The sequence below is a fragment of the uncultured Acidaminococcus sp. genome, assembly GCA_900538365.1.
Classification (GTDB): Bacteria; Bacillota; Negativicutes; order Acidaminococcales; family Acidaminococcaceae; genus Acidaminococcus.
This window is the reverse complement of record UPXT01000008.1, coordinates 29,119-50,520: the sequence shown is the minus strand read 5'-3', so window position 1 is coordinate 50,520 and position 21,402 is coordinate 29,119. Positions and strand designations below refer to the sequence as shown.

The following is a 21,402-nucleotide window of genomic DNA, read 5'->3' as shown; positions in this document are numbered from 1 at the left end:
CCCGAAGGACGGTTCCACTGAGGGAAGGAAGGACCCTCAGGCGCCTTTTTCTGCTTCTTTTTGCGGAAAAAATTGAAAAATGGGTGCTTCATTTTTTCCACCTGTCTTTCTGATAGCGCGGCGTTCCCACAAAGGGAGGCCGATGCGAATGACGGAGGGGAAAGGTCGGCGGGGCTTCCTTTTCTTCCCGGCGCACTTCGTCATGATAGACAGAGAAAACAAGCCCCATAGCAAGGAGTGTCGTGACAAGACTCGTTCCCCCATAACTGATAAAGGACAGCGGCACCCCAATGACTGGCAGGATCCCACAGACCATGGCCATATTGGCAAAGGCCTGTCCAACGACAAGGAAATTGACGCCCATAACAAGGAGAAATCCTTGATGGTCGTGCGTCCGGCGCGCTACCGTATAGATTACATAACCAAGCATGAGAAAAAGGACAATGAGGACGAACGCCCCTAAAAAACCGTGTTCCTGACAAAATACGGAAAAAGCAAAATCCGTGTGGGCTTCAGGAAGATAAAAATATTTTCCCAGTCCCTGGCCAGGCCCAAGACCGCCAAGTCCACCGCTGCCAATAGCGACTTTGGACTGGACCATTTGGTACCCGAGACCTTGGGGGTCACGAAAAGGATCGAGCCAGACATAAATGCGGTTCAGCCGGTAGGGAGCTATAACGACGCCGACAACGGCGCCCACTGCACCGATAAGGATCGTCCCAATGACCATGAGGGTTGGCAGCCCAGCAAGAACATAGAGGAAAAAGGCAATGGCAATCAAAATGGCACTGGTTCCCATATCAGGCTGCTTGAAAACAAGGAGGCCAATGATGGCTACAGCAAAGGAAAAACGATTCACAAGAGAAGGTTTTTTCCCTTGTTCCATGACCTTTCCGAGGTAAGCGGCACCTAAAAGGATGATGGCAAGCTTAGCCAATTCCGAAGGCTGGAAACTGACGGGACCAAGGGACAGCCAGCGCTGGGCCCCCTTAGCCGTATGACCGGCCAAATCAACGGCGACGAGCAAAACGATATTGATAAAGGCAATCACCATTTCCGCCCGCCGTCCCAGGAGTCGATGATAGTCCATTTTCCAGCCCAACCATCCCATTAAAAACAGGCCGATGACCCCAAAGAGAAGATATCTTGCGATATAGCCGCTGAAATACCCTTTTCCATAGCCCATCATAGCAAAGCTGGCACTATAGACATTGAGGGCGCCGGCTATCATCAAGGCCATGATGAGGATCACCATCGCGATCTTGGGATTTTTGAAGATGCATTTCTCCTTCATCATCCAATTCCTTTCCCACTAAAAAACAACTTCGCAGAAATTGATATTCTTTCCCAAGGCACTGAAGCGCTGTTCATACTCTGTCTGTGCTTCGTTAAGGATCTCCGTATGGTGGAGGTCCCTGCTTACGGTGAGAAGGGGAAGGCCAAATTCCTTGAATTCTTCCAAGGAAAACTCAAAAAGCGCATCGTTATCGGTCTTGAACCGCAGATGCCCAGCAGGTTTGAGGATGGTCTTATAAAGAGCAAGGAAACTGCGGTAAGTAAGGCGCCGTTTTGCATGACGGGCCTTGGGCCAGGGATCGCTGAAGTTAAGGTAGAGCCCCTCTACTTCCCCTTTTTCGAACCAGTCAAGCAGATGGGCTGCGTCAGCCCGCAGGATACGGGCATTATCAAGTTCCAGGTCCCGCAGTTTTTTCACGGCATAGTAACAGACATCCCGCTGGGTTTCAATGCCAAGGTAGGCATTTTCCGGATGAAGTTGGGCCATTTGACTGATAAACTGCCCCTTTCCACAGCCAATTTCAAGGAAAAGGGGTTTATCGCCCAGAAGGACACGCCATTTCCCCTTGTATGCCTCGAGACCGTCCTCGAGCAGTTCTTTTCCTTTATAGTCTTCCAGGGCCTGGGATATCCAGGGCTTTTTTCGTAAACGCATGGGTTTGGGCTCCTCCTTAGGGTGATCTTATCCTGGCTTTTTGCAGCCATTTACAAGGCATTCACAAAAAGCACGAAAAGATGCGTTTTGTTGATCGCAAAGCGCACCTTTCCCGGGACAGATGCGTCCCTATACTGTCCTTGATTTATTTTTTGGGACCTAGGTCGTATTTTTTCAAGTAGCGGTAAAGTGTCACGCGGCTGACCCCAAGCATAATGGCCAGTTTGCTGATGTTGCCGCCGGCCTGTTTCCAGCTTGCGACAAAGGCATCCTTATCATGCTTCCAGGATTTTTCAATGCGGTGTTCCCCAGGCAGCTTGATATGGCTGGCGTCGATGACACTGCCTGCCGTATGGAAGAAGGCCTGTTCAATGACCCCTTGGAGCTGCTTGATGTTGCCCGGCCAGTGGCAGCTATTGAGGAGTTCCATGGCCTCGTGGGAAAGCGTCTTGGTAGGCATGCTGTGACGAGCCGCCATTTCTGTTAGGATATGGTTGGCAATGACTTCCACATCTTCCACCCGTTCCCTCAGGGGCGGTACCCGGACGACGGTGCCAATGACCAGCTCGTAGAGACTCTTGGAAAAGAGTCCTTTATCGGTCAGACGTTTCAAGTTCGAATCGCAGGCCGCAATGATGCGGACATTGAATTTCCGGCGAACGCCTGTCTCCTTATTGAGAACACCGTTTTTCAAGGCATCGGCCAAGACATCTCCCAGCTTAGTCGGGAACTTTTCCACTTCATCAAGGAAGAGCGTTCCTCCATTGGCCAATTCCAAACTGCCGGCTGCCAGATGGCCCGTACCATCGGTCTTACCAAAAAATTCCTCTTCCAGTTCCTCTTCCGGTCCCTCGTGACCGCGCACCGTAATGAGCGGAGCCGCAGCGCGGGGACTTGCCTGATGGATGCCGTGGGCAAGGCGCTGCTTGCCCGTACCTGGTTCGCCTTGGAGGAGGATATTATTATCCCCGCGAGCGACACGGGCAGCCTTATGCTGCAAGGCTTGGAACTCGCTGGAATTGCCGACCATGCTGTAAAGGCTGTAGCGGGAGCTGTAACCCGTGGCGTGGGCAATGGTGGTCTTTAGATCCTCGATGGACATGGTGATGACAACGACACTGTCGACACGGCCGCCGTTATAGACGGGCAAGACGCTCGTCACATCTTCATAGGTGCGGTCCTGGGTAATCCACGTGATTTCCTTACGGATCGTCTTCTTGCCATCAAAACCTTTTTGTACAGGAATATGTTCATAGTTCAGGAAGACATCTTCCATGCGGGCCCCTTCATCCATACGCAGACGGGCCCGGTCATTGGCATAGCGCAGGGAGCCATCCCGATTGACCCAGAAAATGGCTGCAGGGATGTCTTCGGAGATGATGTTGCAGACCTTCCAATATTCAATCATCCTGAGGTAGTTTTCGACAGAATACTTCATGGTCATGAGCAGGCTGAGCAGGATGTCATAAGGCAGATCATTCTGGTCCAGGCTGAACATGGACAAAAAGTACCGGTTCTGTCCATCCACACTGATTGGCGCAGAGCAGGCATCACCGGAATGGCATTCGCGGACCCACATTTCCGGTCCGAACATCAGGAAGGGAACATTGTGGCTGCGGGCCACGGAAAGGCTCGACGTACCGCAGTCCTCTTCGAGGACGCGCATACCCTGGATATCATCAATGCTCCGCTGGAAAAACGGCAGGGCATAGTTCTTGAGGACATAGCCCTTTTCATCAACGATGATCATGGACAGATTATGGGAGTTGAAATACTGCTTATTCTGTTCAAAAAGTCCATCCACATAGGTCAGGACATCTTTGTGCAGCTCCAGCTGCCGGGCTAATTCATTTGCCGAAAGGCGCACACCATTTGCCGGCATCGTCTCATGGTTCTGTTTGCGGGCATCGCAGCGGCGCCACGATTCAGCGACCCACGGATGGACGTTGGGGTCAATGATGCCTTCTTCAATGAACTTATTATAATAACTCGTCAATTTTTCCTTATTGCGTCGTTCCCTAATCATGAACTTCCTCCCTCAACTTGTTAACGATAAGACCGATTCCCAGAAACAAGGACCCGTTTGGCACCATAGTAACGGGACCGCCAATATGGCTCGGAAAGGCTGCACAGACGGACCCCTTTCGACGAGGTTGCGCTCCAGAAGAGCCCATTGCCTGCATAGATCCCTACGTGGGAAGCCCCCGGTTCGTAAGTCGTAAAGAACACCAGGTCGCCGGGCTTTAGCTGCCGCATGGTCACGAAAAGTCCTTTTTCATACTGAAGGTCCGCCGTCCTCGGCAAGGCAGCCTTATGCTTTTTGAAGACATACTGAACAAACCCTGAACAGTCAAAGGCGCGCGGCGTGGTTCCTCCGAAACTGTAAGGAACGCCCTTATATTTGGAAGCAGTCTTTACCACATCCTTGCCCTTGACGCCATGGATTCCCTCTTTTTCAAAAGCAGCTTCATTGATGCGGAAATAGGTCTTGTCATCCACCTTTCCCGTAACAGGCAGCTTATGGGTCTTTTGGAAGACCCGCACCTGTTTTTCCAGGTCCCGGGAATATTTCCCCGTCAGCGGTGTCTTAAGGCCAAGGGTGTTCAGCTTGATTTGGACGGTCTTGACCTTCCATCCCTTATCCCCGATTTTGAGGGGGGCATTCTTCTTTGCAGCAAAGCCCAGCGACATCGGCAGGGCAATCATAGCAACGAGGAATGCAGCTAACAGTCTTCGCATTTTCATTTATAGACGCCTCTTTCCTAAAAGCTAGCTGAAAGGGGAACCTCTCCCCTATGGTAAAAAGGCCAACTGCCTCTTGAAATCTCCTTAATACTCCATATTAGTATAAACTTCCCAATCCGTCAATTTCGAAAGCTTTCCGATGGAAACATCAAGTTCCTGGATCAAGCGGTCCCGGTCTTTGGGAAGCGTGCCCTTGAGGGGGACATAATTGGAAATATGGTTGCTCCTAAATAGACAGTGACGGTCCGGCGGCAGCTCAATATGGCTGAGGAACGTCCTCACCTCTTCAGCCAAGCCACAAGGCGACAGCAGCTCAAACTTGCCTTCTTCAAACTCCCTTAACATCTGCGTTCCTTTATATAGGCGCAGGGTCAGGACGCTCAGCATGTCGGGCTGGATCTGGGATACTGCATATGCGGTCTTAAGGGCATGACGCGCAGATCCTGCCGCACCGCCGAGACCAGCGATGACCATCATGGACAGCTTCATACCGCTTCGTACGACTTTCTGTCCGGCCGCGATGGATTCTTCGGCGGTTACCCCCTTTTGAATCTGCTTCAGGAGCTGCGAGTCCCCTGTTTCAAGGCCAAAATAAAGCATCTTGAGCCCGGCCTTTCGGAGACGCAGCAGCTCTTCATCGCTCTTGCGGAGGATATCCTTTGGCCCCGCGTAGCTTGTGACGCGCTGGAGATTGGGAAACGTCGCATAAAGGCGGGCCAAAAGAGCAAGGAGCTTTTCCGTCGGAAGGACAAGGGCATCCCCATCAGCAAGGAAGATGCGCCGCACCTGCTCACCGGCATAGTGGGCGGCCATGGCAATCTGTCGCTCCACAGCCTCGTCCATATAGACCGAGAAGGGAACATCCTTATACATGGCACAGAACGTGCAGCGATTGTGGGCACAGCCCCGGGTGACACGAAGGATGAAACTGTTTGCTTCACTAGGGGGCCGGAAAACCGGCGTCTCATAATCATCAAAGTACAGTCCAAACATGAAGATTTCCTTTCTCACACAAAAAGTCTTCCAATAAATATAGTCAGTATATTCAAAGCATTATCGCAATTCTTACAGTTGTACAAGTCCACCTGTATCGTGTTCATTATTATAAACTATTTTACACTTTTTTACATTACGTTTTGTAAACTTTTTGAGAAAAATTTTCCGTCATAAGGGATATCTTATCCACAGGAGACTTCCTCCTTCTACTTGTAATTTACTTCTTAACCATATATAATTTTGTTTTGAAGTTGAACATGAAAGGTTAGAGGTGAACTACATGTCTACACAAGAAGCAACTTTTATGGGTGGTGTCCATGTACCTCCCAGCAAGTCCTTGACTGACAAAGTGGCCATCGAAAGATGTCCCGCACCTGACATGGTCTACATTCCTCTCTCCCAGCATATCGGCGCACCGGCCAAGCCGGTCGTCAAAGCAGGAGATAAGGTAACCCTAGGTCAGGTCATCGGTGAGGCAGGCGGTTTCGTCAGCACCAACATCCATGCCAGCGTCAGCGGCACGGTCCTGCGCATTGAAAATCGCTACATGCCCCAAGGGACGATTTCTCAGTGCGTCGTCATCAAGAACGACAAACTCGATACGCCCTGCGAAACCATCAAGGAACGCAGCGACGAGGAAATCACGCCGGATGTCATCCGCACGGCCTTGCGGGAAGGCGGTTCTGCCGGTCTTGGCGGGGCAACGTTCCCGACAGCTGTCAAGTACGCGCCGCCGAAAGAAGGGGCCCGTCCCATCGACACGATCCTGTTAAACGGCATCGAATGCGAACCCTTCATTACGGGTGACCATCGCATCATGCTCGAATGGGCTGATGAAATGATCCAAGGCCTGAAATATTTCATGATGGCCTCCGGTGCCCAAAAAGGCATTATCGGTATCGAAGACAATAAACCCGATGCCATCGCTCTTGTTAAGGAAAAAGTCGCTTCCGAACCGAACATCGAAGTCTGCGTCTGTGCAGAAAAGTATCCGGAAGGTTCCGAAAAACACCTGATCTACGCAGCTACTGGCCGTACGGTTCCTGACCGCGGACTGCCTGCCGATGTAGGCGTCATCGTCGATAATGTTGGTACTGCAGTTGCCTGCTACCGCATGGTGAAAAAGAACATCCCTCTTTATGAACGTGTCACGACCATCAGCGGTGACGGCGTCAATAAACCGGGCAACTACATCTGCCGCTTGGGCACGCTCTACAGCGATGCTGTAGAACTGGCTGCCGGCGGTCTCAAAGGCACTCCGGGCAAACTCATTTCCGGCGGGATGATGATGGGCTTTTCCACGCCAAGCCTCGATTACCCCATTGCTAAATGGTCCGGTGCAGTCCTTATCTTCAATTCCGAATCTCCTTTTGCTCAATATGTCGAACCCAGCCCCTGCGTCCATTGCGCTCGCTGCGTCGACGCCTGCCCCATGAAACTGGAACCGACGGAAATCGTTCAAGCTGTCAAGCGCCAGAACTGGGAAGAAGCAGAACGGTTCTCCTGCCATGCCTGCGTCGAATGCGGGTCCTGCGCCTTTGTCTGCCCTGCCCATATTCCTCTGGTCCAGTACATCCGCATGGGCAAACAGTTCATCAGGGGAAAAGGCCATGGCGGCCACAACCCGTTCTATAAACTGGATAAATAATTACGCGAAAGGACTGGATATTGATTATGGAACCTATTAAAGAGCCTACGCCATTGGTTCTTGTCACCTCCTCCCCGCATATGCACTGCGGGCTGACCATCGGCAAGTCCATGAGAGAAGTCATGTTGGCCCTTGTACCGGCTATCATTGCTTCTGTTTATTACTTCCGCATGAGCGCCGCCATTGTCATGGTGACTTGTGTTGTTTCTGCCATTGTCTTTGAAACCATCTGCAATAAAGTCATGCACAAGCCCAACACCGTACAGGACGGCAGTGCAGCCCTGACGGGCCTGCTCCTTGCAATGTGCCTGCCGGCCTCCATGCCGCCCCTGTTTGCGGCCATGGGCAGCATGTTCGCCATTGTTGTCGGCAAGGCTGTCTTCGGCGGCCTGGGCTGCAACATCTTCAACCCGGCCCACATCGGCCGTGCTATCCTGCTGGCTTCCTTCCCGCAGCAGATGACAAACTGGGTCCTTCCGGCTACGGCAGCTGCTTCCGACGCAGTCAGCACAGCCACCCCGCTTGCTGTCATGCGCGCCACGGAAAAAATCTGGCAGGCCGGCGGTGCAGCCAGTGCAGTCAAGCTTCCTGACCTCATGAACCTTTTCTGGGGCAATGTCGGCGGATCCCTTGGTGAAACCTGTGTACCGGCCCTCGTGCTTGGCGGTCTTTACCTCATCTACAAGAAACTCATTGATTGGCGTATCCCTGTCTTCTATCTCGTCACAGTTGCCATCCTGACGGGTGTGTACGGTGCCGTTATGGGCTACCCCAGCACCTTCCCCCTGTATCATCTGTTTGCCGGCGGTCTCATGATTGGCGCCTTCTTCATGGCAACTGACTGGGTCACGAGCCCGATTACCAAAAAAGGCAAGATCATCTATGCCATTGGCCTAGGCGTCCTGACCTCCCTGATCCGTCTGCGTGGCAGCTACACCGAAGGCGTCTGCTACTCCATCCTGATGATGAACATGGTTACCCCGATGATTGACCGGTTCGTCCGGAACGTATCCTTCGGAGGAGGTCTCAAAAAATGAGTAATTTCTTCGTAAAACTGACATCCACCCTTCTCATCACCTGCGCTGCCAGTGTTGCCCTCGTTGCTGGCGCCCATGAAGGGACCAAGGAAATCATTGCCAAAAAACACGAAGCTGATACGAAAGCAGCTTACAAGCAGGTCCTCCCTGACCTGGGTGACCTCCAAAAGGAAAAGGCCCCGGGAGACCTCATCAGCGACATTCAAAAATCCAGTAAAGGCGGCAAAGCCAACGGTTATATCTACACTGTCGATCCCAGCGGGTACGGCGGCAAGATCAAACTCATGGTCGGCATCGATGCCGAGAAAGGGACCATTACAGGCATCAAGGTCCTGAGCCATGCAGAAACCCCGGGTCTGGGTGCCCGCAGCACCGAACCGGAATGGCAGGCTCAGTTCAAAGGCAAATCCCTGAAAAATGACCTTGTTGTTACCAAACAAGATCCCACGAAGGACAATGACATCCGTGCCATCACGGCTGCCACCATCACTTCGAGAGCGGTCGTTACGGGCGTTAACGCGGCACGCGACCACTACATGAAGAATTTTGCTAACGGAAAGGGCTGATCGGCATGCTGTCAGATTTGACAAAAGGTATCATTAAAGAAAACCCGCTGTTTGTCCAGCTCCTGGGTGTTTGTCCCTCCCTGGCAACAAGCGGATCGTTGGAGAACGCGGTCGGTATGGGCTGTGCCTTTACCTTTGTCCTGTTCTTCTCCAACATCATCATTTCCCTGATCCGGAAACTCATTCCTGATCAGGTCCATATCCCGGCTTACATCGTCGTCATCGCATCCCTCGTAACCATCCTGGAAATGCTGATGAACGCCTTTGTTCCGGCCCTGTATGAATCCCTGGGCGTCTTCGTTCCCCTGATTGTAGTTAACTGCATCGTTTTGGGCCGTGCAGAAGCTTTTGCCTGCAAACACGGCGTTGTTTCCTCCGCCCTCGATGCCATCGGCATGGGCATTGGCTTTACTTTCGCCCTGAGCCTCATTGCCCTCTTCCGTGAACTCATCGGTTCCGGCAAACTCTTTGGTCATGTCGTGCTTGGCAGCGCCTACACCCCGGTCCTCATCTTCATCCTGCCGGCAGGTGCCTTCCTGACCATGGGCTTCGTCTTTGCTATGGTTAACTACTTCCGTCAGAAAGGAGATGCTCGTTAATGGGAGACAGTATCTTTGGAATCTTATTCAGTTCCATCTTCGTCAGCAACATCATCTTGTCCCGGTTCCTGGGCATGTGCTCCTTCTTGGGCGTTTCCAAGAACTTCAACAACTCCCTTGGCATGGGTGCAGCCGTAACCTTCGTTATGCTGCTTGCCACTATGCTTTCCTATGCCCTGTACCACCTCATCCTGGTGCCCTTCGACCTGACCTATTTGAAGACCCTCGTCTTCATCCTGTCCATTGCGACCTTGGTCCAGCTCGTTGAAATGTTCATGAAAAAGACGATGCCCGCCCTTCATAAGGCCATGGGGATTTACCTGCCCCTGATCACCACGAACTGCGCCATCTTGGGTATCGCCCTCATCAACGTTGAATCCAACTACAACTTCCTGCAGTCTGTTGCCAACTCCATCGGCACGTCCCTGGGTTACACCATGGCCATCCTGCTCTTCTCCTGCATCCGCGAAAAGCTCAATGAGGATATGATCCCCAGCTGCTTGAGAAACCTGCCGATTGCCTTGATTACGGCCGCCTGCATGTCCATCGCCATGATGGGAATGAGCGGTATTCATTGAGTTAGGAGCTGAAAGATATGGAAACTGCTGTTATTATCATTGCCATCCTGGGCGGCGTCTTCGGTGCCATCCTTGCCATCGCCGGCAAGAAACTGGCCGTTGAAGAAGATCCCCGTAAGGATGAAATCCTGGCCCTCCTGCCGGGCGCCAACTGCGGCGGCTGCGGCTATGCTGGCTGCGCTGCCATGGCAGATGCCATTGTCGCTGGCCAAGAAGAAGGTGCCATGAAGTGTGCAGCCTGTGCTGCTGAAAACAAAAAGGCCATCAAAGCGGTTATGGGCCTTGCAGCTGACGACGACGAAAACGCCGTCCGCATGATTCCCCGTCTCCACTGCAATGGCTGCAAAGAAAACCGCCCTGCCAAATACAAACGGGAAGGCGTTAAGAACTGCTTCCTCGCTGCGGCTACCGCCGGCGGCCCTGGCCAGTGCAACTTTGGCTGCTTTGGCTGCGGTGCCTGCGTCGACGCCTGCAGCTTCGGTGCCCTGTCCATGGGCGAAAATGGCCTGCCCCAATTCGACTATGATAAATGCGTTGGCTGCGGTGCCTGCGCCAGCACGTGCCCGCAGTTCCTCATCGAAATGATGAAAGCCTCGAACAAGGTCCTCGTCCAGTGCAACAACCGTGAAAAAGGCAAAGCCGCTATGACGGACTGCGGCGTTTCCTGCATCAGCTGCGGCCTGTGCGCCAAGAACTGCCCGAAACAAGCCATCACCATGGAAGACGGCGTCAATGGCAGTATCCCTGTCATCGATTACGACAAATGCGTTGGCTGCGGTCTGTGCGTACAGAAATGCCCACGCAAGTGCCTGGTCAAGGTTACGCCGCTTGAAGCTCCCCAGCCCTCAGCAAAAAGACCGGATCCGGTGGGCTGCGTTGCCTGCCAGACGGCAGAAAACCTCAACCAAGAAGCCCAGCAGTAAGCTAGGCACCATTTCAAAAAGAATGGATCTATGATGAGAAAAATATGGATGATTCTTTTAAGCAGCCTGTTTCTTCAAGGCTGCTTTTTTCAAGACCAAAACAGCATCATCCATCATGAGGACACGCGCTTCATGATGGATACCATCGTCACCATTGAAACAGCAGGGAAAAGTGAGGCCACCCTCAAAAGCGCAACCGACAAAGCTTTTGCCGCCTTCCAAGAAATTGCTGATGAAACGGATTCCTATGCGTCCCATGGTCCCGATGACCTTTATGCCATCAATGAAAAGGCAGGGATGGGTCCCCAAAAAGCGGCCCCCCACCTCCTTGCCATCCTAAAAAGCGCAGCTAGCCATCCCCATCAGGAACTTTCCCTCACCTTAGGTCCTGTCATCAAGATCTGGAATGACAGCCGCGAGAAAAAAATCGTGCCGTCCAAAGCTGAAATTGCTGAAGCCCTCACCCTGACCAAAGGCACCCGCGTCAGCATCGATGAAAAAGCGGGAACCCTTACCCTCATGCCAGGAACCCAGCTCGATCTGGGGGCCGTAGCAAAGGGGTACGCCGTAGAAGAAGCGGCCAAGGTCCTCCAGAAAGAAGGCGGCTTTCAAACCGCCCTCATCAACGCCGGCGGCAATATCAAGGTCCTTGGGGAAAAGCCTGATCATAAACCTTGGCGCATTGGCATCCAGGACCCGAAAGATCCGGAAAAGGTCCTGGGAACCCTTTCAGTTCCTCCCGGTACGGCCATTGCAACAAGCGGCGACTATCAGCGCTATTATGAAGTCAACGGCATCCGCTACCATCATATTCTCGATCCCCGGACAGGCTGGCCCAGCCGCAATGCCCATTCAGTCACGGTCGTCACCCAATCGGCCTTTTGGGCGGATTTTTATTCCACCCTGCTCTTTGTCATGACGCCCAAGGACGCCATGGCCCTTGTTGAAAACAATTTGTCCCTTGAAATGGTCTATCAAGACCTGGACGGAACGCTCTACATTTCCAGCGGACTCAAGGACCGCTTTGTCCAAGATCAATAAAGGAGGTTTTCATGCGCAAAAATGACGGACGGCTCATTGCCGTCATGGCTCTTGCAGCCGTACTCAGCTTTCTCTTCATCAATATGGCCCAGAAGGGAACCCATAAGGAACTGGTCATCCAAAAAGATCGGGCCGTCATCAAGCGCGTGGACCTGGGAAAAGTTACGGCTGATACGAAACTGACCATCGATGTGGATGACGGACAGATGATCATCGTCTATAATAAGGAGGGAGCTTGGGTTGAATCATCACCCTGCCCCGATAAAATCTGCATCAAGGAAGGCCGGATCCAGAAACCGGGAGAAACCATTGCCTGCGTCCCGGAAAAAGTGCTTCTGACCCTCCAAAGTACTGCAAAGGAGCGTGAACATGATGCCATCCTCCGCTAAGAGGTTCAGTGCCCACGACCTGACCCAGCTTGGGATCCTTTTGGCAGCGGCCATTGCCCTGCGCTTTGCCGAATCAACCGTAGCCTACCTGCTGCCTTTGCCGGGAGCCCATTTGGGCCTTGCCAATGCCGTGACCATCATCGTCCTCTACCTCTACGGAACGGAACGGACGGCCCTTTTTCTGGCAGCGAGGATCCTTTTGACAGGCCTCCTTTTTACCGGCCTTTTTTCCCCAGGCTTCAGCATTGGCCTTGCCGGTGCGGTCCTAAGTTTTCTTTTCATGGCCCTTGCCGTCCAGAAGGATTGGTTTTCCACCGTCGGCGTTGGCGTCCTCGGTGCCTTCACCCATAATTGCGGTCAAATCCTTGCGGCCATGGTGCTCATGCAGAGCACGGCCCTAGTGAGCTACCTGCCCTTTCTCATCGGAATTGGAATTCCTACGGGCATCTTTACGGGACTTGTTGCGGGCATTTTCCTGAAGCGGGTCCCACCCAACGAATGCCTGCGCAAATAAGGAGGTCTTTTTGATGGAGGAACTGGACGTACTCCAAAGAAAAATGGAAGATTGTACAGCCTGTCCCCTGCGCGGTGACTGTATTGCTCCGGTTGGCTGGTTTGGGGATCCCCACAGTCCCCTTGTCATTGTCGGCGAAGGACCGGGCGGCGTCGAGGATGACTATGGCTGTCCCCTTATCGGCCCCAGCGGGCAGCTCCTGGATAAGGCGCTCTGGTCCGTCAAGATTACGCGGGACCATGTCCTTACAACCAACGTCATCAAGTGCCGGCCCAGGAACAACCGGACACCGACGCCGGAAGAAGCTGCCTTCTGTGCCCATCGTATCCTTGACGAAGAGCTGCGCCTTGTTGCACCCAAAGTCATCATCGCCTTGGGCGGCGTAGCCCTCAAATACTTCAAGGGGCCCGAAGCCCGCATCACGAGGGAGCGAGGTCAATGGTTCCGAACAAACCAAGGCTTTGACGCCATTGCCACCTTCCATCCGTCCTACCTCCTGCGCCTATCGGGGAAAGCCCAGATTGACGCCAAGTGGCAGGTCTTCCATGACCTTGAAGCGGCAAAGGCCAAAGTCCTCGAAGCCGTCCCCGATTATCCCTTTTGTTCCGAACATCCAATCAATCTCTTTGCCCGCTTCCGCAAGCGGGAATAAATGTAGAAGAGGCAGGAAATCCGTAAAGATTTCCTGCCTCTTTTTCACACTTTATGCCATCTTTCTTGAATACTCATTCCCCCCTTGGTCCGTCTCCTTCATCTGTTCAAAAGGCCTTTCGCTCTTTCTAAAGCGAAAGGGCCTTTTTTCGTGCTACAATAAAAAAAAGCGCCTTCCGGCGCCCACAGGAAAGGAAGGGTATTGCTATGATTATTGCAGCCTACGCGGTTCCCCATCCGCCCATCATTATCCCTGAAATCGGGAAAGGGGAAGAAAAGAAGATTGCCCGTACGAGTGCCGCCTATGATGCGATCATGGAGGAAGCTGCATCCTTTCATGCCGATACGCTCGTCATCACAAGTCCTCATGCCGATGCCTATATGGAATACTTTGCCATTTCCCCAGGAACGGAGGCCGAAGGAAGTTTTGGGCAGTTTGGCGCTCCTCAAGTCCGCATCAACGTGAGCTATGACAAAGCCCTGGCGGCTGCAATCAGTGACAGGGCAGAACGCAAGGGCCTTGCCGCAGGGCTCCTGGGAACGCGTCACCCGGAGCTTGATCATGGGACCCTCCTGCCGCTTTACTTTTACCAAAAACATGGCGATGTAAACGCCCTGAAGATTGTCCGTATTGGCCTATCCGGCCTTTCTCCGGAAGCCCACTATACCTTGGGAAAGACCATCGCCGAAGCCGCGTCCGCCCTGAAACGCCGGGTCATTTTCATTGCCAGCGGGGATCTATCCCACAAGCTCCGGGAAGATGGCCCTTACGGCTATGCCCCGGAAGGCCCCCTTTGGGACAAGGCCTGCCTGGCTTTTCTTGAAAAAGCGGATTTTCTCTCCCTGCTCACCATGGACCCCACCTTTTCAAAGAAAGCTGCCGAATGCGGGCTCCGTTCTTTTTGGATCATGGCAGGCGTCTTGGACGGCCTTGCCGTTTCCCCGACACGTCACTCCTACGAGGGCATTTTTGGTGTCGGCTACGGTGTTGTGGGCTTTTCCGTCACAGGGGTCAATCCCGAGCGCCAGCTGGCAGGAGTCCTGCAGCAGCGGCTTGCAGAAAAGCGAAAAGCCCAAAAGCAGCGGGAAGACCCTTATATGACCCTTGCCCGCAGGAGCGTTGAAACAATTGTCACAACGGGGCATCCCCTGCCTTTGCCGGATCACCTCCCAGAAGCACTGACAGGTACCCGTCACGGTGTTTTTGTGTCCCTCCACCTTTATGGAAACCTTAGGGGATGCATTGGGACCATTGCTCCGACGAAGGAAAACACGGCCCTTGAAATCATAGCAAATAGCATCAGCGCTGCCCTAGATGATCCCCGCTTTCCTGCAGTACGCAAAGAGGAACTGCCGGACCTTGTCTATTCCGTCGATATTCTTGGCGTCCCAGAACGAGCAGCAGATGAATCCGCCCTTGACCCCAAACGCTATGGCATCATCACCGAAAGCCTCGATGGAACGCGCCGGGGGCTCCTTCTTCCCAATCTTGACGGTGTGGAAAGTGTTTCCCAACAGGTCCAGATTGCCCGGCAAAAAGGCGGCATCAGCGCCGCAGAACCCATCTCCCTCTACCGCTTCACGGTGACGCGCCACGCCTAGGCACCCGTCCTTCAGGAAAAGGAGATTGCCTCTTTAAAATGCCTTTTAAGTCTTTTTTCTTTTTGTACGACCCATTTGTCATATTTTCTCATTTCGCTCCTCAGAAATGAAATATGAGCCTTTAGGAGGCTTTACAAAGGAGGTGTTTTCGTGAAGTCTGCCATCCTTACCTGTTCCCTTTGTCATCATCACTGCCGCCTTGCTGATGGTGAGATTGGCTTTTGCCGCGCACGGCAGCACCAACAGGGGCGCCTGATCAGCCTGTCCTATGGAAGGCTCACCAGTCTTGCCCTTGATCCCATCGAGAAAAAACCCCTCTATCACTTCCACCCGGGAACGCCCATCCTTTCTGCCGGCAGTTTTGGCTGCAATCTTGCCTGCCCGTTCTGCCAGAACCACGAAATCTCCCAACATGGCAGGGAAACCACCCGTCTTGTCCTGGCCCCAGAAGAACTTGCTGCCCTTGCTGAAAAAATGCATAAAGAAAGAGGCAGTATCGGCCTTGCTTTTACCTATAACGAACCGCTCATGAACCTGGAATATGTAATGGATACCTTTCGGCTCATCAAGGAAAAAGACCTTGCAACAGTCCTTGTTACAAATGGCAGTCTTGACCCTGCTCACTTTCATGATCTGCTGCCTCTTACAGACGCCATGAACATCGATCTCAAATGCTTTACCGAAGAAGGCTGCCGCAGTCTTTCGGGAAACCTTGCGGAAACGAAAGAAAACATTGCTCAGGCCGTCCGTTTCGGGACCCATGTGGAGCTGACGACCCTCATTGTTCCCGGATTAAACGATCAGCGCCTTGAGATGAAAGAAGAAGCCCAATGGATTGCCTCCCTTTCCCCAGAGATTCCCCTCCATCTGACCCGTTATTTTCCCCGCTATCATGCCTGCCGCCCGGAGACCTCCCTATCCTGTCTTGAAGCGCTTTCCTATGAGGCAAAACAATTCCTCACATGGGTCCACCTTGGAAATGTATAGCCGCTCCCTTAATCAAAAAGACTGCACAGGAACTTTCCTGTACAGTCTTTTTTACTGCTTTATCTCTTAAAAACAAGATAAAAAGTGCTCCCCACACCAGGCGTGCTTTCGGCATAGGTCCGGCAGTCCAGGAGCTTTGCGGCCGCAGCCACAAAGGATAGGCCCAGGCCCAATCCGGCATTCAGCTTCCGACTGCGTGACGCATCCGCTTGATAGAGACGGTCCCAGATTTTTTTCAAGGTAGATTCATCCATCCCCACCCCATCATCGGATACGGTCAAAAAAACCTCGTTTCCTTTTCCATACAAGCAGACCTTGATCCGCGAGCGGGTAAACTTCATGGCATTATCCAGATAATTGATGAAAATCCTCATAAAAAGCGATTGATCCGTAGGCACCGTAATATTCGGCTCGATATGGACATCCCATGTAATATCCCTGCTTTCCGGAAGTTTCTGGTAGTCAGTTACGATATCGGTCACATAGGCTGAGATATTAAGGGGCGAGAGGGGAACGGACCGCCTGTTGCCAAGTCGGGTCAGTTCGAGGAGCTGGCCAATCATACGGTTCATATGACGAGCCTGATCAAAGATCCTGCCCATTTCCTTTTTTGCTTCTTCCACGTTTTCCGCGTAATCCTTGCCGAATTCACTTTCCGCCATAATGACAGCAATGGGCGTCCTGAGCTCATGGGAAACATCGGAAGTGAAGCGTTTTTCCCTGCCCATGAGATCCTCGATCTGATCAAGCATGTGGTTCATGGTGCGTCCCATCTGATGGATTTCGTCACTGCCTTCACCAACAGGAAGCCGCTGAGATAGATCCCCCGTTTCCCCGATGGCCCGGGCTGCCCTGCTCATAGAGGCAACAGGCGCAAAAGAACGGCGGACAATCCGGTAGCCCCCTACGATGACAAAAAGTAAAAAGAGGGGAAAGAAAACCAGATAGGTCATAATCAGGTTCTGCCACCTGCTGGAAGCGGCTTCTCCGGACATGATGCCCCGGACCCACAAATGATGCCCATATTTTTCTCCCGGCACAAAGGGTCCCTGACGCGGCTGCTGGAGATCAAGCCCCATGCCCGTCAAGGAGTTATCCGTCCGATCATCCCGTCCCTCCCGCGGAGGCCGGACCGGAATATCCACATACCGGTATTCCACATCTCCAACCTTGATGGATTGGGGCCCTTCCCCAAAATGAGGGTGCTCCTGAGGAAACCCTTCCGGCATGCCGCCATAGACAATCTTATCTTCATGGTTATGGATGGACAGATAGACATTCCGCTCATAGACATCGAAAGCTTTTTCGTTGCGCGAGGCCCGGACCGTCACGTCCAGGAGCACTTTATCCATCTCCTTGATTTCAAGGTACTTGGCCATCTGAAACCCGCTCATGGTCACAAGCAGGAGCAGCAACCCTAAAAATAGGGTATAGTAGGCCGTAACCTTGATGGAAACGGGCATATCCTTTAAAAAATGCATGACAGAAGCCGAAAAGGAAACAATCTTATTCCTTAAGGACATAACCGGCACCTCGTACGGTGTGAAGGAGCTTAGGTTCAAAATCATGGTCGATTTTCTTCCGTAAAGTCTTGATGTACACATCAACCATGTTGGAAGCCCCTTCATAGGAAAAATCCCATGCATGTTCCAGGATCTTATCCCGAGACAGTACAATCCCTTGGTTCCGAAGCAGGTACTCGAGCACGGAAAATTCCTTAGGCGTCAGCGCAATCGGTTTTCCGCCGCGGGTAACCGTATGGGCACTCTCTGATAGGACAAGATCGGACAGCTGCAATTCATTCTTGGGAACCGCCGTCCCTCCAGAGCGGCGCAGGAGGGCTCGAACCCGGGCAAGAAGCTCTGAAAATTCAAAGGGTTTGACCAAATAATCATCCCCTCCGGCGTCAAGGCCCTTGACCTTATCTTCCGTCCCATCAAGGGCGGTAAGGAAAAGGACCGGCACGGTCACGTCTTTTTCCCGCAGCGTGCGGACAAAGGTCAGGCCATCCATTTCGGGCATGAGGATGTCCACAATGAGCAGGTCGTATTCGGCCAGTGCTACGAACTCCAGGGCATCACGGCCATTTTCCGCTTGATCGACGGAATAGCCTTCAATCTTGAGCCGCTTGGCAATGATCTGATTTAAAGAAGGTTCATCTTCTATAACAAGGATTTTCATGGGATTCCTCCTTTCCGAGATTGGGGATCTGCAAAAAGAAATCTGCTATGATAGGATAAAACACTTGAATAATGTCTTATTCTACACCCTTTTCGTGAAAAAAAGATGAAAATCATCGCGATGATATCAGTTGCACAAAAAAATGAGCCCCCAACATGGGGACTCCGGATATGGGGATGGTAATCCGAGCGGGGAAGCTCCGGACTACCGGGGAAAAATAGAGGCTTATATGACAAGAAAAAGAAACGCCGGAGAGGAGTCACCAACGGATCCATGCTGCAGGGTCTGGAGTCACCCTGCTTTCTTGCCTTCCTCTGGAATCTATTATAAAAGAGAAAAATGAAAGTTTCATGAATAGACGGATAAAAATAGGAAAAAATAGGAAATAACATAAACAATCGACATAATCTCTCCTATGCGGGAAATCCCCGCGTCAGTGCTCCACCAGCGGCTATTCTTCTCCAAATTGGGCCAGGACCTTTTCCCACTGTTCATTGACCGCCTCTGCCATTAATTTCTTTCCGGGCGGATCGAGGTGAATGCCATCAAGGCCGAGTTCCGTCGGAAGGTCCGCCCCTTCAGGGATCTTTCCTGCAAGATCGATATGGATCTGGGTCCTAATATAAGCGTTGACAGCAGCAAAGCGTTCCTTCCAATCCTCAGCCGTCGGCTCATTGAAGGCCCGGGCAATATTCTGAGGATTGATAGGCGGCAAGGTCATGAAAATGGGATGGATCCCGTTTTGTTCACATTTTCCCTTGATGGCGGCAAGATCGGAAATGACATCATCTGGATCCATCCCGGCCCGCAGGCTGTTGGTTCCGGTCATGATGATGAGATAGCGGGGATGGAAAGGCAGGACATCATCATCAAAGCGGGCCAAAGTGGCCGCGCTTGTATCCCCGCTTTGGGCCAAGTTGATGGAATCAAACTTCAAATAGTGCTGGAAGCTGTATTCCCAATCGCTCGGCGAATAGGAAAGGTTCCCACCGCCATGGTAGATACTGTCGCCCAAAGTCGCAACCTCCCAATGGGCAGAGGGATCTGTCTCCATTTTCTGGGGTTCAGAAAACACACCAAGGGGCTGACCGTTGTCATCAAGGGCACGGACCCGCCAGTAAAGGGGGTAGGAAGCCATGCGCTTTGTATCGTCATACCAATCAAAGCCTGTCGCCTTGCCCCGCCCTAGGGTAATCGCCGCGTCTGCCCGCTGATCTGGACGCTCCGGCAAGCGGCTGAGGATCTCCACTTCGTAGTTTCGGGCCCCTTGGACAGGAATCCAGTTATAAACGGGATAAAGGAGGGTTGTCCCTATGCCTTCATTGAAACGGTTGGTCGGGACTGGCCGCTGGAGGGAAGGCGTTCGGGGATCCACATAGACCGTTTCCCACGCGGAAAATGGAGTAATCGGGACACGGTCCAAATTAAGGGCACGGACCCGAAATTCAAAATGGTCAGCCGTATAGTCGTCAGGAAGGACGGCATTATAGCCATTAATAAAGACATATCCATCAGTCTGGAACACAGTACCATCCTTGGCAAGCTGAACCTCATAAACCACGGCATCATCCGCCTTTTCCCATCGCAGGACCGGTTTTAATGAACTGGGATGGTCCTTGGGAAAATGGCTCAGGATATAGGGGGCTTCGCCGTAGGGCGTGGTCACTTGGTTTGACACAGCAATCTCTCCCGTACCTGAACTCCGGATGGTTTCTGGGCTTGGCAGGACGACAAGTGTTGCTGAGGCCTCCTTGATGGCGCCTTTGGGTTCACTCCCGGCTTCTGCACAATTTTCATAAAGTTCTTTTCCAGAGAAAGAAATCTCCTTGAAGCAAGGCAGATACCGGTAGACACCCGATACGACGATAAACATCATGATGATGACTAGTAGGATCTGCTGGGTTCGTTTCATCACAAATACGAGCTGGCATTCCCCTTCATAGGGAAAAGATGGCTCGCCTCACCTCTCTTTCCAAAATGATTGTCAAGGGCAATCAAGCCCACAGGATGAATTTGCTTTCTTGCTCCAACCGGCCTCCTATTTCTGTCGTGGTGAAGCGGCTCTGCAAAATAACGCTGCGCTTCCAGGAAGGCGGGAAAAGGCCGTTGCCTTCCTCAGCAACCCCTTCATCTTTACACCGGTGCAAAAAGGAACATGATAGATTGGGCAAAAAAGCGCCTGCATCAAATATCTAGGGTACCAGCAAGGTGACAGGCAGCCCCGCTTTCCTTCAGATTCCCTAGATTGGATGATTCCATTGTAACGGTTCCCCTAGGTTCCGTCCAATACTTCCTCCTGCCGAACATCCATACGAGTAAGGCATAAAAAAAGAAGGGCCCCTGCTGCCTGCAGGGGGCCCTCCTTATTTAGCCATGATTTCCTTGGCTTTCATGAGGCGTACCGTACTGGCACGTTCGTTTTCCGAAAGCTTCATGGTAATATACTTGATATTTTCCTGCATTTCCGGAATCATGACATATTCCAGGGCATTGACGCGCCGCCGAGTCTTTTCTATTTCATCGGCGAGCATATTGCAGGTCTTTTCCACCTCAGCAAGCTCTAACAGATCAGGCAGGTACGAGGTAAGATTCACGACGGCATTATCAAGTTCTGCCGACGTAAAGGTGAAGGCATAGGGCACGCGGGTCTCATCATCCGTTGTTGCGCCCGTATATTTGATGGTCGGGACGTCAACGCTCATGACGTTTTTCGTCCCCACTTCAAATTCAGCGCTCCGTGCCGGATAAAGAAGGGCTTCACTCATATAGAGAGAACCCATTTGGGCCTTTGCCTGGACAAAATGCTGGGAGACATCGGACAGGGCTTTTTCCATCTTCTGTCTGAGTTCATGATTGCGCCGGATGTAAAGCATGAACTGACGCACCATTTCGTCCCGTTTGTCCTTTAGGAGCTTATGCCCCCGCACTGCCGTCGCGAGCCGCTTCTTGAGGCGGGTCAGCTCCATTCGTGTCGGGTTCACAGTTGTAGCCATG

The 21,402-nt window shown here is 52.3% G+C and carries 21 protein-coding genes; 12 read left to right on the top strand and 9 right to left on the bottom strand.

Annotated elements, in window-relative coordinates; translation table 11 throughout:
* Positions 1 to 88 precede the first annotated feature (88 nt).
* The 5 genes from QZQ08_RS03065 to QZQ08_RS03045 form a co-directional block, all read right to left on the bottom strand.
* Positions 89 to 1,297: an FtsW/RodA/SpoVE family cell cycle protein gene (locus QZQ08_RS03065; protein WP_296327674.1), complete on the bottom strand. Its 1,209-nt coding sequence runs from the start codon at positions 1,295 to 1,297 to the stop codon at positions 89 to 91.
* Between the two features lie 15 nt (positions 1,298 to 1,312).
* Positions 1,313 to 1,951, bottom strand: a complete 639-nt coding sequence (gene trmB / locus QZQ08_RS03060) for a tRNA (guanosine(46)-N7)-methyltransferase TrmB (protein WP_296327672.1) — start codon at positions 1,949 to 1,951, stop codon at positions 1,313 to 1,315.
* A 145-nt stretch (positions 1,952 to 2,096) separates the two neighbouring features.
* Entirely contained in the window at positions 2,097 to 3,977 is a 1,881-nt protein-coding gene (locus QZQ08_RS03055) for a sigma-54-dependent Fis family transcriptional regulator (RefSeq protein WP_296327669.1), read from the bottom strand.
* A gap of 20 nt (positions 3,978 to 3,997) precedes the next feature.
* The gene (locus QZQ08_RS03050; protein WP_296327666.1) at positions 3,998 to 4,696 is read right to left on the bottom strand and encodes a C40 family peptidase; all 699 of its coding nucleotides are present in this window, start codon (positions 4,694 to 4,696) and stop codon (positions 3,998 to 4,000) included.
* 84 nt (positions 4,697 to 4,780) lie between these two features.
* Positions 4,781 to 5,689, bottom strand: a complete 909-nt coding sequence (locus QZQ08_RS03045; protein WP_296327662.1) for a radical SAM protein — start codon at positions 5,687 to 5,689, stop codon at positions 4,781 to 4,783.
* A gap of 283 nt (positions 5,690 to 5,972) precedes the next feature.
* On the opposite strand from QZQ08_RS03045, the gene rsxC reads away from it, so the two are divergent.
* The 12 genes from rsxC (at position 5,973) to amrS (ending at position 16,227) form a co-directional block, all read left to right on the top strand.
* Positions 5,973 to 7,340 carry an electron transport complex subunit RsxC gene (gene rsxC, locus QZQ08_RS03040; protein WP_296327660.1) on the top strand — a complete coding sequence of 456 codons (1,368 nt, stop codon included), beginning with the start codon at positions 5,973 to 5,975 and terminating at the stop codon, positions 7,338 to 7,340.
* A gap of 26 nt (positions 7,341 to 7,366) precedes the next feature.
* Positions 7,367 to 8,377, top strand: coding sequence for an RnfABCDGE type electron transport complex subunit D (locus tag QZQ08_RS03035; protein ID WP_296327656.1), 1,011 nt, complete (start codon positions 7,367 to 7,369; stop codon positions 8,375 to 8,377).
* Positions 8,374 to 8,943, top strand: coding sequence for an RnfABCDGE type electron transport complex subunit G (locus QZQ08_RS03030; protein WP_296327653.1), 570 nt, complete (start codon positions 8,374 to 8,376; stop codon positions 8,941 to 8,943). The genes QZQ08_RS03035 and QZQ08_RS03030 overlap by 4 nt, the downstream gene beginning before the upstream one ends.
* Before the next feature lie 5 nt (positions 8,944 to 8,948).
* On the top strand, positions 8,949 to 9,542 hold the full coding sequence (rsxE, locus tag QZQ08_RS03025; RefSeq protein ID WP_014128056.1) for an electron transport complex subunit RsxE: 594 nt from the start codon (positions 8,949 to 8,951) through the stop codon (positions 9,540 to 9,542).
* Positions 9,542 to 10,120, top strand: a complete 579-nt coding sequence (locus tag QZQ08_RS03020; RefSeq protein WP_009015078.1) for an electron transport complex protein RnfA — start codon at positions 9,542 to 9,544, stop codon at positions 10,118 to 10,120. Before rsxE ends, QZQ08_RS03020 begins: the two co-directional genes overlap by 1 nt.
* Before the next feature lie 17 nt (positions 10,121 to 10,137).
* A complete protein-coding gene (locus QZQ08_RS03015) occupies positions 10,138 to 11,043 on the top strand; it encodes an RnfABCDGE type electron transport complex subunit B (RefSeq protein WP_296327645.1) in 906 nt (301 codons plus the stop codon).
* 48 nt (positions 11,044 to 11,091) lie between these two features.
* Positions 11,092 to 12,084, top strand: coding sequence for an FAD:protein FMN transferase (locus QZQ08_RS03010; RefSeq protein WP_296327641.1), 993 nt, complete (start codon positions 11,092 to 11,094; stop codon positions 12,082 to 12,084).
* A gap of 11 nt (positions 12,085 to 12,095) precedes the next feature.
* The gene (locus QZQ08_RS03005; RefSeq protein WP_296327638.1) at positions 12,096 to 12,473 is read left to right on the top strand and encodes a NusG domain II-containing protein; all 378 of its coding nucleotides are present in this window, start codon (positions 12,096 to 12,098) and stop codon (positions 12,471 to 12,473) included.
* Positions 12,454 to 12,987: a Gx transporter family protein gene (locus QZQ08_RS03000; RefSeq protein WP_296327636.1), complete on the top strand. Its 534-nt coding sequence runs from the start codon at positions 12,454 to 12,456 to the stop codon at positions 12,985 to 12,987. Before QZQ08_RS03005 ends, QZQ08_RS03000 begins: the two co-directional genes overlap by 20 nt.
* A gap of 13 nt (positions 12,988 to 13,000) precedes the next feature.
* The gene (locus tag QZQ08_RS02995) at positions 13,001 to 13,639 is read left to right on the top strand and encodes a uracil-DNA glycosylase family protein (protein ID WP_296360042.1); all 639 of its coding nucleotides are present in this window, start codon (positions 13,001 to 13,003) and stop codon (positions 13,637 to 13,639) included.
* A gap of 206 nt (positions 13,640 to 13,845) precedes the next feature.
* Positions 13,846 to 15,240: an AmmeMemoRadiSam system protein A gene (gene amrA / locus QZQ08_RS02990; RefSeq protein ID WP_296327630.1), complete on the top strand. Its 1,395-nt coding sequence runs from the start codon at positions 13,846 to 13,848 to the stop codon at positions 15,238 to 15,240.
* Positions 15,241 to 15,390: 150 nt separating this feature from the next.
* Complete coding sequence (amrS, locus tag QZQ08_RS02985) at positions 15,391 to 16,227, top strand: AmmeMemoRadiSam system radical SAM enzyme (RefSeq protein WP_296327627.1); 837 nt, start codon at positions 15,391 to 15,393, stop codon at positions 16,225 to 16,227.
* A 59-nt stretch (positions 16,228 to 16,286) separates the two neighbouring features.
* On the opposite strand, the gene QZQ08_RS02980 is transcribed toward amrS, so the two are convergent.
* The 4 genes from QZQ08_RS02980 to QZQ08_RS02965 all read right to left on the bottom strand — a co-directional run bounded on the left by QZQ08_RS02980 (position 16,287) and on the right by QZQ08_RS02965 (position 21,401).
* The gene (locus QZQ08_RS02980; RefSeq protein ID WP_296327624.1) at positions 16,287 to 17,708 is read right to left on the bottom strand and encodes a HAMP domain-containing sensor histidine kinase; all 1,422 of its coding nucleotides are present in this window, start codon (positions 17,706 to 17,708) and stop codon (positions 16,287 to 16,289) included.
* A gap of 25 nt (positions 17,709 to 17,733) precedes the next feature.
* On the bottom strand, positions 17,734 to 18,408 hold the full coding sequence (locus QZQ08_RS02975; protein ID WP_296327621.1) for a response regulator transcription factor: 675 nt from the start codon (positions 18,406 to 18,408) through the stop codon (positions 17,734 to 17,736).
* Positions 18,409 to 18,859: 451 nt separating this feature from the next.
* The gene (locus QZQ08_RS02970) at positions 18,860 to 20,320 is read right to left on the bottom strand and encodes a GDSL-type esterase/lipase family protein (RefSeq protein WP_296327696.1); all 1,461 of its coding nucleotides are present in this window, start codon (positions 20,318 to 20,320) and stop codon (positions 18,860 to 18,862) included.
* A 451-nt stretch (positions 20,321 to 20,771) separates the two neighbouring features.
* Positions 20,772 to 21,401 carry a V-type ATP synthase subunit D gene (locus tag QZQ08_RS02965; protein WP_009015089.1) on the bottom strand — a complete coding sequence of 210 codons (630 nt, stop codon included), beginning with the start codon at positions 21,399 to 21,401 and terminating at the stop codon, positions 20,772 to 20,774.
* Position 21,402 lies beyond the last annotated feature (1 nt).